The sequence below is a fragment of the Streptomyces sp. NPDC007162 genome (assembly GCF_040634175.1).
In the GTDB taxonomy this organism is placed as follows: domain Bacteria; phylum Actinomycetota; class Actinomycetes; order Streptomycetales; family Streptomycetaceae; genus Streptomyces.
In genome coordinates this window covers 26,759-40,352 of the sequence record NZ_JBEYFC010000015.1, presented here as the reverse complement: position 1 = coordinate 40,352, position 13,594 = coordinate 26,759, and the positions used below count along the sequence as shown (strand labels likewise).

The following is a 13,594-nucleotide window of genomic DNA, read 5'->3' as shown; positions in this document are numbered from 1 at the left end:
GCCGGCCCAGCGGGGCCAGAGAAGGTGGTGCAATGTCGAGCGGCGGTGCCGATGTCGTCGAAGCGTTGAGCATGCCGTCGGTCAGGCGATGGGAATCGCAGAGGCGGCATTGCTGAGGCAGCCCCCACCCGACACTCGCAAGAATTCCGTCAGACGCGCGTCACACGTCGGCGGGGCCGGGCAGTTCGCCGGAGCCGCGGGCCAGGTAGTGCGTGCTCAGCACGCGGTGGCGGGCGGGTCCGGGCTCGCCGTCGAGGCGGTCGAACAGCAGAGCCGCGGCCTGACGGCCGATGGCGACGGGGTCCTGTGCGATCACCGAGATGCCGGGGTCGAGCAGGTCGGCGAAGGGCAGGTCGTCGAAGCCGATCAGGGCCACATCGTGCTGGAGACGGAGTTCCTGGAGGGCTTTGCGCACGCCGACGGTCACCAGGTTCTGGGCGGAGACGAGCGCGGTGGGCGGCCGGGGAAGGGCGAGGAGTTCCCGGGTGGCCTCCTGGGCGGCCTCGACACCGTGCACGCCGCGCCGTACCGACGTGGAGTGCAGGACGCATCCCGTCTCCGCGAGCCCTTCCACGAATCCCGCGTAGCGCTCCTCGGCGGTCCAGATCGCGGGGAGGTCCCCGAGGAAGGCGATATGCCGGTGTCCCGCCCCGTACAGCCTCCTCACCGCCGCGCGCACGCCCGCGCGGTTGTCCACCGTCACGGTGTCCACCTGCCGCACGGTCGTGGGACGGTCCACACACACCACAGGTGTGCCTCCGTCGCGGGCCGCGTCGAGATCCGTGTCGGTGCGTCCGGTGGGAACGACGATGAGGCCGTCGACCCGGCGCGCGGTGAAGGTTCGCACGAGGCCGCGTTCCCTGACCGGGTCCTCGTCGGTGGAACCGGCCAGGACCAGCACACCGCGTTCGGCGGCGGTGTCCTCGACCGCGCGGTGCAGGGCGGCGGAGAAGGGGTTGGCGGCGTCCTCCAGGATCAGCCCGAGGGTGTGGGTGCGGCGGTCGGCCCTGCGCAGGCTGCTGGCCGTCAGATCGTGCCGGTACCCGAGCAACTCGGCGGCCCGCGTGACCTTTTGCGCGAGGTCCGGAGTGACCCCCGGCTTGCCGTTGACGACCCGCGACACGGTGGCGATGCCGACTCCGGCCATGGTCGCGACGTCACGCATCGTCGCCGACCGCCGACCTGCGTCGTTCCCCGAATCTGGCAACGTTTTCACCTCCGACCCGGCGGCACTCCGCGGCCGTCCCTCATATTCGCATGCGCGCCGATCGCTGCACAGCGTCTGGACAGAGCCTGAGGGCGGTCATACGGTGCGGCGAAACGTTTCCAAAGGCTGGTCGGAAGCACTCGATGCCGCGCTCCCTGACGGGCGGGTAAGGAGCACCATGTCCAGAACGACTCGCCCCCGCCGACGCCTGCACACCGCGCTGGCGGCCCTGTTCGGGCTCGGTCTGCTCGTCGCGTCCCCGGCCTCGGCCGCCGCGCTCTACCAGGAGCCGTACCGGCCCCAGTTCCACTTCACCCCGGCCCAGAACTGGATGAACGACCCCAACGGCCTGATCTGGTACGGGGGTCAGTACCACCTGTTCTTCCAGTACAACCCGTCCGGCGACACCTGGGGCAACATGTCCTGGGGGCACGCGGTCAGCACCGACCTGGTGCACTGGAAGGAACTCCCGGTCGCCATCCCGCAGGACGACGACGAGATGGTCTTCTCCGGCAGCGTGGTGCTGGACAAGGACAACACCTCCGGTCTCGGAAGCACGCAGAACCCGCCGCTGGTCGCCGTCTACACCAGCCTGGTGAAGTCCACCGGCGTCCAGCGGCAGTCCCTGGCCTACAGCACCGACGGCGGCACCACCTGGACCAGGTACTCCGGCAACCCGGTCCTCGACCTCGGCTCCACCGGCTTCCGCGACCCGAAGGTTTTCTGGTACGCGCCCACCCACAGCTGGCTGATGGCCGTCGCCCTCTCCGACCAGCACAAGATCTCCTTCTACGGGTCCGCCGACCTCAAGCACTGGAACCACCTGAGCGACTTCGGCCCGGCCGGCGCGACCGGCGGGGTGTGGGAGTGCCCCGACCTGTTCCCGCTGCCGGTGGACGGCGACGCGACGAAGACCGAGTGGGTGCTGGCGGTCAACCTCAACCCCGGTGCCGTCGCGGGCGGTTCGGGCGCTCAGTACTTCGTAGGCGACTTCGACGGCACGAAGTTCACCGCCGACGACAGCGGGACGTACACCGCCCCCGGCGGCACCGTCGTGCAGGACTTCGAGTCCGGCTCGTTCGGGGACTGGACGACCGACGGCAGCGCGTTCGGCGGCGCCCCGGCGACCGGGGCCGTGGACGGTCAGAGCGCGGTGACCGGCTTCGACGGCCAGGGCTTCGCCGACAGCTACCACGGCGGTGACGCCGCCACCGGCACGCTGACCTCCCCCGCGTTCACCGTCACCGGCGACTACCTCAACTTCAAGGTGGGCGGCGGCAACCACCCCTACCGGCCCGGGTCCGTCCTGGGCGCCGAGCCCACGCCGGCCGGCGAGACCCTCGCCGACTTCGAGGGCGGCACCTACTCAAGTCCCATCGGCGACTGGACCGCCACCGGCGACGCCTTCGGCTCCGGACCGGCCCAGGGCACCCTGCCCGACCAGCAACAGGTCTCCGGCTACCTCGGCCACGGGCTGGTCAACAGCTATCTGCACGGCGACGCCGCCACCGGCACCCTCACCTCCCCGGCCTTCACGATCGACAAGAGGTACCTGGACTTCCTCATCGGCGGCGGCTACCACGGCGTCAGCTCGGACGCCCCCACGGCCGTCGAGCTCGTCGTCGACGGCACGGTGGTCCGCTCCGCCACCGGCGCCGACGCCGAGGCCCTGGACTGGGCCTCGTGGGACCTGTCCGACCTGCAGGGCAAGCAGGCCCAGATCAAGGTCGTGGACGCCGACACCGGGGGCTGGGGCCACATCGACCTCGACCAGGTGGTCCTCTCCGACACCCAGGCGCAGCCGCACTCCCGCGAGACCGGCGTCAACCTGCTCGTCGACGGCAAGGTCGTGCAGAGCGCCACGGGGTCCGACTCCGAGAACCTCGACTGGGCCTCCTTCAACACCACCGCCTACCAGGGCAGGAAGGTCCAGATCCAGATCGTCGACGCCGCCACCGGCGGCTGGGGACACGTCCTCGCCGACGACTTCAGCGTCGCCGACCAGCCCGCCCTGTCCGTCCTCCAGCGCGCCCACTGGCTCGACCACGGCCGGGACTTCTACGCCGCCAGCACCTACAACGACGCTCCGGGCGACCGGCGCATCATGATCGCCTGGATGAACAACTGGGCCTACGGGCAGGCCATCCCCACCAGCCCGTGGCGCAGCGCCGACACCTTCCCGCGGCAGCTCGCCCTGCGGACCGTCGACGGCAAGGTGCAACTGGTCCAGCAGCCGGTCACGGAACTGCAGACACTCCGCGGGACCGCCACCGACGTCCCCGCCACGACCGTCACCGACGGCACCGCACCGCTCGGCGTGAGCGGCAGCGCCCTGGAAGTCCAGGCCGAGCTCACCGCGGGCACCGCCGAGCGCTTCGGCCTCGACGTCCGTACCGGCGGTGTCCAGCGCACCCGGATCGGCTACGACACCACCACCGGCGAGGTCTACCTGGACCGCACCGCCTCCGGCGCGACCGACTTCGACCCGGCCTTCGCCAGTACCGAGCGTGCTCCCCTGGCCCTGGACGGCAAGCCGCTGAGCCTGCACGTCCTCGTCGACGCGTCCTCGGTCGAGGTCTACGCGGAGAACGCCTCCGGCGAACAGGCCGTCCTCACCGACCAGATCTTCCCCGATCCCTCCAGTACCGGCGTCGACGTCTTCGCCGACGGCGGCACCGCGCGGCTCGGTCGACTGGAGGCGTGGCAACTGGCGTCCATCTGGAAGTGAGCGACCTGGAGGAGACGCGCGTGCGGTCCGGTCAGCCCGTGGTCGGCTGCGTCGGTCGCGGTGCCGGACCGTCCGTCTCCGTACGGCGGTTGCCGTCGGGGAACGTCAGGTCCGTCGCCGCCAGGGGCGCCTGGGCGGCCGAGATGGGGCGGGGCAGGGCGGTGGGCGGGTCGGCGCCCAGGCGTTCGCAGGTCAGCGCCGAGACGAGGATCGCGTCGTCCACGGCGATCCGCAGTGCGCCCGGGTCGGCGGCTGCCAGCGTCCGCGGGCCGTGCAGTCCGTGGCGGGTCAGTGCGCCGAGCAGCCCCGCGGTGAACGCGTCGCCCGCGCCGACGGTGTCCACCACCGCGACCTTCCGTCCGGGACGGCTCAGGCTCCCCGCGCCGGCGTGGAAGACGTGGGCGCCGTCGGGGCCGTCGGTGACGACGACGAGGAGTGCGCCGAGTTCCAGCCAGCGGGCGGCGGTCTTCTCGATCGGCGTGCCGGGGTAGAGCCACTCCACGTCCTCGCGGCTCGCCTTGACGAGGTGGGCGGTGCCGACGCTCCGTTCGACGGCCTGCCTGCCGCGCTCCGGGTCGCCGAGGAGGGCGGGCCGGATGTTGGGGTCGTAGCTGATCAGCGTCGTACCCGCGGCGCGCAGGCGGCGGGCCACGGAGTGGATGTGCCGGTCGGCCGGGGACGTCCAGGAGGCGACCGAGCCGAAGTGCAGTACGGCCGTGTCCCGGGGGGCGAGGGCGGTCTCCGTCTCGGTCCACTGCCAGTCGGCGGTGCCGTGCAGGTAGAAGTCGTAACTCGCCCGCCCCTCCGCGTCCATGGAGACCACGGCGAGGGTGGTGGGTTCGGCGGCCGCCGGGGCGCAGGTCAGGTCGACCCCCTCGGCGGCGGCGTGCGCGCGCAGCAGCCGGCCGAAGGTGTTGTCGGCCAGCCGTGCCATGAGCGCGGTGCGGTGGCCGAGCCGGGCGAGGCCGATGGCGACGTTGAAGGGGCTGCCGCCGGGCCGGGCGCGGTAGTCGCCGGGGGCGTCGAGCTGGACCAGGTCGATGAGGGCTTCGCCGATCACGGTCACGGCCGGGGGCTGTGCGGCGGCTCGTACGGGTTCAGTCATGGCGGGGTCCTTCGGCCGGGATCTCGCCGGAGCCCCGCTCGATCAGGCGGGTCGGCACGGTGACGGTGCGGGTGGGCGACTCGTCGCCGTCCAGACGGTGGAAGAGCATCTCGGCGGCGGTCCTGCCCACCTCCTCGACGTTCTGGGCGATGACGGAGACGCCCGGGTCGAGGATGTCGGCCAACGGGAAGTCGTCGAAGCCCACGTGGGCGACGGTGTGCTGCAGCCCGAGGGCGCGCAGGGCCCGCAGGGCGCCTATGGTGACCAGGTTCTGACTGGTGAACAGTGCCGTGGGCGGATCCGGCAGCTCCAGCAGCCCCTTGGTGGCGGCGACGGCGGCCTCCTCACTGGCCGGCACGTGCCGCACGATCTCCTCGTCGTACGTGAGGTGCGCGACCTCCAGCGCGTGCCGGTAGCCGTCGAAGCGCTGGGCGGCGGTCGGGATGGAGGCGCGGTCGCCGAGGTAGGCGATACGGCGGTGACCGGACCTGAGCAGGTGGTTGACGGCGGTGACGGCGCCCTGCCGGTTGTCGGAGACGACGGCGTCCGAGTCCAGGAGACCGGCCTCGCGGTCGACGAAGACCATGCGGGTGCCGGAGCGCTGTTCGCTGATCAGGTAGCTCTGGTCGCGTCCCGCCGGGACGATGACCAGCCCGTCCACCCGGCGGTCCACGAGCGCCTGGGCCAGCTCCCGTTCGCGTGCCGGGTCCTCGTCCACGCTGCCGACCAGCACCAGGACCCCGCGTTCCCGGGCCACGTTCTCCACGGTGCGGGTCAGGGCGGCCGAGAAGGGGTTCGCGGCGTCCTCGACGAGCATGCCGATGGTGGCGGTACGGCCGTCGCCGCGGCGCAGACTGCTCGCGGTGAGGTTGGGACGGTAGCCCAGTTTGTCGGCGGCCTCGCGGACCCTGGCGACGATCGCGGGATCGACGGTGGGGACGCCGTTGAACACACGCGAGACCGTCTTGATGGCGACTCCGGCCAGCGCCGCGACCTCACGCATGGTGGGGCGGCTGCGGGTGGACCGGGGCGGCGCTTCGCCCTGAGTCATCGTTGTCTCCAACCGGATTCGCGTTACCTACTCGTTGCCGACGCATGTCTATCAGCGTCTTGACGCGCTCGTCCATAGAGGCCCAGTATCTCGCCCAGTCAACGTTGTCTCAGCGTCGGCCAAGGGACGGATCCGAAAGGGATCGAGCCATGAACTTCTCCACCAGTCACCTGTCCAGCCGCTCCGGCCGGCGCACCCGGGCGATGGCGATCGGCGTCACGGTCTGCCTCGGCGCGACACTCGCGGCCTGCGGTTCCTCGAACGGGAGCGCCTCCTCGTCCGCTTCGGGGGGCGGTGGCAAGGTGGGTGTGTCGCTGATCCTGAAGACCCTCACCAACCCGTACTTCGTCAGCATGGAGAAGGACGCCAAGGCCCAGGCCACCAAGGACAACGTGGGTCTCACGGTGGCGGCGGGCACCAGCGACGGCGACACCCAGACCCAGATCACCGCCATCGACAACGCGATAGCCCGTGGTGACAAGGGCATCCTCATCACCACCAACGGTGACGCGGTGAACGCCGCCCTCGGCCGGGCCAAGCAGGCCGGCCTGTTCGTGATCGCCCTGGACACCGCGCCGAACCCGGCCAGCACCGCGGACATCACCTACGCCACCGACAACGAGCAGGCGGGCAAGCTCATCGGCCAGTACGCCGCCGCCGCTCTGGGCGGCAAGCCGGCCGTCATCGCCATGCTCGACCTGTTCAACAACCAGGTGGTCTCCGTCGACATCAACCGCGACCACGGCTTCCTGGAGGGCCTGGGCATCGACCCGGGCAGCAAGACCGAGAACGGCAAGGAAGCCAAGTCGGGCAAGTACACCGGCGGCAAGGGCGGCACGTACAAGGTCGTCTGCCACCAGCCCACGCAGGGCGCGATCGACGGCGGCCGCACCGCGATGGAGAACTGCCTGTCGGCCAACCCGGACATCAACGTCGTCTACGCGATCAACGAGCCCGCGGGTGAGGGCGCGTACAACGCGCTGAAGGCGGCCGGCAAGGTGAAGCAGGCCGCGATCTACGCGATCGACGGCAGCTGCTCCGGCCTGAAGAACGTGACCAGCGGTGAGTTCGCCGCCGACGCGGTGCAGTACCCGGGCAAGATGGCGGCCCTCGGCGTCACGTCGATCGCCAAGCTGGCCCGCGGCGGCAGCAAGCCCAGCGTGACCGACGGCAAGTCCTTCTACGACACCGGTACCGCCCTCGTCGCCGCCAAGTCCCTGGGCGGCCTGACCGTGCAGTCCCCCTCGCAGGCCGCCTCCGCCTGCTGGGGCAGCTGACACCCCGCCGGGCGCGGCGCCGGGGACCGTGACAAGGGCACCGGCGCCGCACCCGTACTCCACGAGCCCATGAGCCCGTACCAGGGAAAACACCGGAAGGACCCCCTGTGACCACCCACGTGGACCAAGCCACACCGGCACCGGCGGAGGAGTTCCTCAACAGGCCCGCCACCCCCAGCCAGCGCATCCACTCGGTGCTGCACCGCCAGCCGGCCCTCAGCCCGGCCATCGTCCTAGTGCTCGCCGCCGTCGTGTTCTCCCTGGTGAACGAGCGCTTCTACGCGCTGCAGAACCTCTCGCTGGTCGCCCAGCAGGTGGCCGTCATCGGTTCGCTCGCCGTCGGCCAGACGGTCATCATCCTCACCGCCGGCATCGACCTGTCGATCGGCGCGGTGATGGTGCTGTCCTCACTGCTGATGTCGAAGCTCGTCGCGGACAACCACTGGCCCGGCGTGTTCGCCCTGCTGGCCGGAGCGGTCGTCGCGATCGCCGCCCAGGCCGTCAACGGCCTGCTGGTGACCAAGATCAAGCTGCCGCCGTTCATCGTCACCCTCGGCACCCTCAGCGTCTTCACCGCCATCACCCTCATCTACGCCAAGGGCCAGACCGTCGCCCTGCAGCCGGGCAACATCCTGCTGTGGAGCGGTCAGACCGTCTCCCTCGGACAGCTGAACCTCACGTACGGCGTCCTCCTCATGATCGCCCTGTACGCGGTGATCGGCTACGCCCTGCGCTACACCGCCTGGGGCCGCCACCTGTACGCAGTCGGCGACGACCTCGAGGCCGCCCGGCTGGCCGGCATCTCCGTCAACCGGGTCCTGCTCAGCGCCTACATGGTGGGCGGTTTCGCCATCGCCGTGGGCGCCTGGATCCTGGTCGGCCGGGTCGGCGGCGGTGACCCCAACAGCGGTCTCAACGCCAACCTGCAGTCCATCACCGCCGTGGTGATCGGCGGCACCAGCCTGTTCGGCGGCCGCGGGGTGGTCTTCGGCTCGCTGATCGGCGCGCTCATCGTCCAGGTCTTCGTCAACGGCCTCGCGCTGGCCGGCATCGACCCCAACTACCAAGTCCTCGCAGTCGGCATCCTGGTGATCGCGGCTGTCTCCGTCGACCAGTGGATCCGGAGTGTGAAGTCGTGACGACCGCCACCACCCCCGTTCTCGAAGCCAAGGGCCTGGTCAAGCTCTTCGGCAGGGTCGTCGGCCTGAACAGCGTCGACCTCACCCTCCACCCCGGCGAGGTCCTCGCCGTCATCGGCGACAACGGCGCCGGCAAGTCCACCCTGATCAAGTGCCTGTCCGGAGCCCTCGTCCCCGACCAGGGCAGCATCCTGGTCGACGGCAGGGAGGTCCACTTCAAACGTCCCCAGGACGCCCGCGACGCCGGCATCGAGACCGTCTACCAGACCCTCGCCGTCGCCCCCGCCCTGGACATCGCCAGCAACCTCTTCCTCGCCCGCGAGATCCGTCGCAAGGGCGTCCTCGGCTCGGTGTTCCGCATGCTCGACACCGGCGAGATGAAGAAGCAGGCCGCCGACCACATCAAACGGCTCGGCATCGGCACGCTCCAGAACATCAACCAGGCCGTGGAGACCCTCTCCGGCGGCCAGCGCCAGTCCGTGGCCGTCGCCCGCACCGCGGCCTTCGGCGGCCGGGTGGTGATCCTCGACGAACCCACCGCCGCGCTCGGCGTCCGCGAGACCGGCCAGGTCCTCAAGCTCGTCCGCGACCTGCGCGACCAGGGGCTCGGCGTCATCCTCATCAGCCACAACATGCCCAACGTCTTCGAGGTCGCCGACCGCATCCACATCCAGCGCCTCGGCGCCTGCGCCGGCGTCATCACCCCCGAGTCACACTCCATGGAGGACGCGGTGGCCATCATGACGGGCGCGAAGAAACTCGCCCCCGAAGCGAGCTGAAAGGGACGGCACGGGAATGACCGCCGAGTACCGGATCACCGAGAGCCGCCTCGGCGGCGAACCCACCCTCGTCGTCACCGCACCGGACGACCGCGTGCGCGCCGTCCTCGCGCTGCGCGGCGCGACGCTGCTGAGCTGGCAGGTCGGAAGCGAAGCCGGCGGCCGGCTGAAGGAGTTGACGGACGGCTATCGCGACGAGAAGGAACTCCTGGCACAGGACGGCGTACGCGCCGGCCTGCTGGCCCCCTTCCCCAACCGCGTGGCCGACGCCCGCTACCACTACGACGGCCACGGCCACGACCTGCTCCCGGGCCACCACGGCGACCGGCTGATCTACCACGGCTTCGCCCGCGAGTCCGCCTTCGAACTCGCCCACGCCGACACGGCACCGGACTTTGCCCGCCTGCTGCTGCGCACCACGGCCATCCGGCCGGGCGCGTACTCCGGTTATCCCTTCGCGATCGACCTCACGGTCGAGTACACGCTCACCGCCGACGAGTTGAGCGTCGACGTCCGCGCGACCAACGTGGGCGACACCACCGCCCCCCACGCGACCGGCTGGCACCCGTACTTCACCCTGTCCCGCCCCATCGACGACCTGACCCTGCGCATCCCCGCGCGCACCCTGATCCGCACCGACGCCTCCCTCATCCCGCTGCCCGGCGAGGACGCCCGCATCCCCCTGGACGACCGCCCCGACATGGACTTCCGGGTGCCGAGACGACTGGGCGACGCGGTCATCGACGCCTGCTACGCGGACCTCGCCCCCGGCCCCGGCGGCCGGATCGAGACGGTTCTGGCCGATCCCGCGACCGGCGAGGAACTGCGCGTCTGGCAGCACAGCGGCTACCTGCACGTCTTCACCGGCGACACCCTGGCCCGCGACCGCCGCGCCTCCGTCGCCCTCGAACCCGTCGAGGCGATGACCGACGCCTTCAACCGCCCGGACCAGGCCGCCGCCCTCGCTCTCGAACCGGGCGGGAGCCGCGCATTCGCGTTCGGTGTCAGGTACGTGGGCTCGGCGGACGCGCCCTGATCCGACGCGAGCCGATCAGTCGGTCTTCCTCCGGGCGGCCGTGAGGATCTGATCGACGTCGAGAGCGACCTTGGCGCCGATCGAGTCGGGCAGCGTGGCGGTCTCGCCGGGCGAGTACGGCCTGTGATGCTCGTACGTTTCCCCGTTGGGATCGGTGAGCACGTGGACGCGCTGGTGCCTGCGGTCGACGACGACGTAGACCGGGACCTTGGCCTGGGCGTAGGCGACGGCCTTGGTCTTCAGGTCGTCCTTCCAGTTGCTGGAGGTGACCTCCAGGACGAGACGGAAGCAGACGGGGTCGTACGCGTTGTTCTCGACGAGGTGGTCGTCGATGTCGGCGTCCACGATCGCGAGGTCGGGGATCGCGTAGTCCTCGGCTCCGGTGGGCAGCCAGAGGCCGACGTTCTGGAGGACCTCGGTTTCCTCTCCGTGCAGACCTGCGGCGATGAAGGGGATCATCAGGCCGGTCAGGGCACGGGCGTGAGGGGCATCCGGTGATGGGGTCACGAGGAGGTGGCCTCCGATGATCTCGACTCGGTAGCCCGGATGCCGTTCCATGATCTCTTCGGCGATGGCCGTGAGCGAGAACGGCTCGTCGTCGAAGGGCTGCTCGATGGCTGCGGCGGACATCGCGTGCCTCCCAGGGGCTGACGTCGAGAGCATCATCGTAGGCAGATCGGACCGCCGACGTCCCGTCTGAACCGCTTCACCCGAAAGGGATCACCGTCCCGGTCAGGTGTGCGACACCGGCCGGCCGGGACACCGGCCGTCAGGAGGAGTGCGCCAGGTCGGTGGCTTCCGGGACGTGGGAGGCGACCACGCGTTCGCGGCCCGGCGCCGGCACCGCCCGGCGGCGGTCCACCGCGTACGCCACGCTCGCCACGCCCAGGCCGAGGACGGCGAGGGCCGCGCCCGCCAGCGCGGGGGACGTCACCCCGAAGCCCGCCGCCAGCGCGATCCCGCCGATCCAGGCGCCGCCCGCGTTGGCGAGGTTGAAGGCGGCCTGGTTGGCGGAGGAGGCGAGGGAGGGGCCCGCGGCCGCGCGTTCCATCACCATCAGCTGGAGCGGGGAGCCGGTGACGAAGGCCGCCACGCCGAGCAGGACGACCGCGAGCGCCGCGCTCCACTGCGTCCGCATCAGGACCGGGAACAGGAGCAGCACCGCCACCATGGACACCAGGCCGCCGAAGAGCGTCCCGCGCATCGCGTGGTCGGCGAGGCGGCCGCCCACCAGGTTGCCGATCGTGGCGCCGACGCCGAACAGGGCGAGGAGGAGGGTCACGCTGCCCTGGGTGTAGCCGGCGGACGCCGTCAGCATCGGTGTGATGTAGCTGTACGCGGAGAACAGGGCGCCGAAGCCGACGACCGTCGTGGCGAGGGCCAGCCAGACGGGGAGGGAGCGCAGGGCGGTGAGTTCGCCGCGCAGGCCGGTGGCGGGGGCGGGCGTGTGCGCGGGGCGGATCAGGAGGAGGACCGCCGCCATGGCCGCCACGCCGATCAGGCTCACGCCCAGGAAGGTCGCCCGCCAGCCGAGGTGCTGGCCCACGAGGGTGGCGACGGGGACGCCCGCGATGTTGGCGACGGTCAGGCCCATGAACATCAGGGAGACCGAGCGGGCCTTGCGTTCCGGCGCCACCAGGTTGGTGGCCACGACCGCGCCCACGCCGAAGAACGCGCCGTGCGGGAGGCCGCTCAGGAAGCGGGCGGCGAGCAGCGAGTCGTCACCGGGCGCCAGGGCCGAGAGCGCGTTGCCGGCGACGAACAGGGCCATCAGGGAGACGAGGACCGTCCGGCGGGGCAGGCGCGCGGTGAGCGCGGCCAGCAGCGGGGCGCCGATGACGACGCCCAGCGCGTACGCCGAGACCAGGTGGCCGGCGGTGGGGATCGAGATGTTCAGGTCGTCGGCGACGTCGGGCAGCAGGCCCATCATGACGAATTCGGTGGTGCCGAGACCAAAAGCGCCGACGGCCAGGGCGAGCAGGGCCAGGGGCATGAAGAGCTACGCCTTTCGGGGAGAGCGGGGTTCCGTGCGTACTGAGTACCACTAAGTTCACCTACGGAACAAAGTCTCCCGGGCCCGGTATTTCCGTCGGTGGATCTCAGGAACCCGATGTGGTCAGGTTCACACGTGCGGCGATCGGCAGGTGGTCGCTGCCGGTCCGCGGCAGGGTCCACGAGCTCACCGGCTCCACCCCCTTGACCATGATCTGGTCGATCCGGGCCATCGGGAACGCGGCCGGCCAGCTGAACCCGAAGCCGCTGCCCGCCGCGCCCTGCGTGGAGCGCATCTGCGAGGTGACGCCGTTGAGGGAACGGTCGTTCATCGTGCCGTTGAGATCGCCGAGGAGGATCACCCGCGGCAGGCTCTCGTCGACGATGGCCTCACCCAGCGCGTCCGCGCTCTTGTCCCGCTGCCGGGCGGTGAACCCGGCGTTCATCTTCACGCGGACCGACGGAAGGTGGGCGACGTAGACGGCGATCGGGCCCTGTGGTGTGGCGACCGTGGCCCGCATGGCCCGTACCCAGCCGAGTTTGATGTCGACGGCCGTCACCCCGGTGAGCCGGTACTTGCTCCACAGGCCGACCGTGCCCTCGACCGCGTGGTACTTGTACGTCGGGGCGAGCGCCTTCTCGTACGTCGGTACGGCGGACGCGGTCAGCTCCTCCAGGGCGAGCACCTCGGCGCCGGAGGAGGCCAGTCGAGCGGCCGTACCGGTCGGGTCGGGGTTGTCGGCGTTGACGTTGTGGGTGGCCACCGTGAAGTCGCCGCCGGCGTTCGACTTGTCGGTGAGCAGCCCGCCGAACAGGTTGAGCCAGACGATCGCCGGGAGCAGCACGGCGATGAGCGCGGTCGCCGACTTCCGTACCAGACCGAGCAGCACCAGCACCGGGATCAGCAGACCCAGCCAGGGCAGGAAGGTTTCGGTGAGACTGCCCAGGTTGCCGACGGCGTTCGGGATGCGGGAGTGCATCAGCATCACTCCGGCCAGCAGCAGCGCGACGGCGGCGAGGACCAGGCCGCGGCGCCAGATCCGCGGATCGTCGCGCCAGCCGGACAGCAAGCGGTTCACCAGGCGCCGGAACCGGTCTCTGCCGCGCTCGGGTCCCGAGCCGCCGTGGTCCGTTTCCGTCAAGTACGCCTGCTGCGCCATACCGCCTGCCTCACAACCTGCCGTGCACTCCGTCGTCCCCCCGCATACGACCCTAGGGGATGATCGGCCTCGTTCCCGCCGTCACATGACGGCCGTACACATGACGGCCGTACGCAAGAC

The 13,594-nt window shown here is 70.9% G+C and carries 11 protein-coding genes; 5 read left to right on the top strand and 6 right to left on the bottom strand.

Going from position 1 to position 13,594, the window contains the following annotated elements; translation table 11 throughout:
* Positions 1–160 precede the first annotated feature (160 nt).
* Positions 161–1,165, bottom strand: coding sequence for a LacI family DNA-binding transcriptional regulator (locus tag ABZ646_RS03500; protein WP_360512501.1), 1,005 nt, complete (start codon positions 1,163–1,165; stop codon positions 161–163).
* A gap of 220 nt (positions 1,166–1,385) precedes the next feature.
* Between ABZ646_RS03500 and ABZ646_RS03495 the strand changes: the two genes are divergently transcribed.
* Positions 1,386–3,935, top strand: a complete 2,550-nt coding sequence (locus ABZ646_RS03495) for a GH32 C-terminal domain-containing protein (RefSeq protein ID WP_360512499.1) — start codon at positions 1,386–1,388, stop codon at positions 3,933–3,935.
* 31 nt (positions 3,936–3,966) lie between these two features.
* Here the strand turns inward: ABZ646_RS03495 and ABZ646_RS03490 are convergent, their stop codons facing one another.
* Together ABZ646_RS03490 and ABZ646_RS03485 are read right to left on the bottom strand one after the other, a co-directional pair.
* On the bottom strand, positions 3,967–5,040 hold the full coding sequence (locus ABZ646_RS03490; protein ID WP_360512497.1) for a carbohydrate kinase: 1,074 nt from the start codon (positions 5,038–5,040) through the stop codon (positions 3,967–3,969).
* A complete protein-coding gene (locus tag ABZ646_RS03485; protein ID WP_360512495.1) occupies positions 5,033–6,091 on the bottom strand; it encodes a LacI family DNA-binding transcriptional regulator in 1,059 nt (352 codons plus the stop codon). Before ABZ646_RS03485 ends, ABZ646_RS03490 begins: the two co-directional genes overlap by 8 nt.
* Before the next feature lie 149 nt (positions 6,092–6,240).
* Between ABZ646_RS03485 and ABZ646_RS03480 the strand changes: the two genes are divergently transcribed.
* The 4 genes from ABZ646_RS03480 to ABZ646_RS03465 all read left to right on the top strand — a co-directional run bounded on the left by ABZ646_RS03480 (position 6,241) and on the right by ABZ646_RS03465 (position 10,322).
* Positions 6,241–7,368 carry a substrate-binding domain-containing protein gene (locus ABZ646_RS03480; RefSeq protein WP_360512493.1) on the top strand — a complete coding sequence of 376 codons (1,128 nt, stop codon included), beginning with the start codon at positions 6,241–6,243 and terminating at the stop codon, positions 7,366–7,368.
* A 107-nt stretch (positions 7,369–7,475) separates the two neighbouring features.
* Positions 7,476–8,507 (top strand): ABC transporter permease, encoded by a 1,032-nt coding sequence (locus ABZ646_RS03475; RefSeq protein WP_360512491.1) that lies wholly within the window; start codon positions 7,476–7,478, stop codon positions 8,505–8,507.
* The gene (locus ABZ646_RS03470) at positions 8,504–9,286 is read left to right on the top strand and encodes an ATP-binding cassette domain-containing protein (protein WP_360512489.1); all 783 of its coding nucleotides are present in this window, start codon (positions 8,504–8,506) and stop codon (positions 9,284–9,286) included. The genes ABZ646_RS03475 and ABZ646_RS03470 overlap by 4 nt, the downstream gene beginning before the upstream one ends.
* Before the next feature lie 16 nt (positions 9,287–9,302).
* Complete coding sequence (locus tag ABZ646_RS03465) at positions 9,303–10,322, top strand: aldose 1-epimerase (protein WP_360512487.1); 1,020 nt, start codon at positions 9,303–9,305, stop codon at positions 10,320–10,322.
* Between the two features lie 15 nt (positions 10,323–10,337).
* Here ABZ646_RS03465 and ABZ646_RS03460 read toward each other — a convergent pair whose 3' ends face one another.
* The 3 genes from ABZ646_RS03460 to ABZ646_RS03450 all read right to left on the bottom strand — a co-directional run bounded on the left by ABZ646_RS03460 (position 10,338) and on the right by ABZ646_RS03450 (position 13,474).
* Positions 10,338–10,952 carry a Uma2 family endonuclease gene (locus ABZ646_RS03460; RefSeq protein WP_360512485.1) on the bottom strand — a complete coding sequence of 205 codons (615 nt, stop codon included), beginning with the start codon at positions 10,950–10,952 and terminating at the stop codon, positions 10,338–10,340.
* Positions 10,953–11,091: 139 nt separating this feature from the next.
* Positions 11,092–12,315, bottom strand: a complete 1,224-nt coding sequence (locus ABZ646_RS03455; RefSeq protein ID WP_360512483.1) for an MFS transporter — start codon at positions 12,313–12,315, stop codon at positions 11,092–11,094.
* A 106-nt stretch (positions 12,316–12,421) separates the two neighbouring features.
* Entirely contained in the window at positions 12,422–13,474 is a 1,053-nt protein-coding gene (locus tag ABZ646_RS03450; protein ID WP_360512481.1) for an endonuclease/exonuclease/phosphatase family protein, read from the bottom strand.
* Between the last annotated feature and the right edge of the window lie 120 nt (positions 13,475–13,594).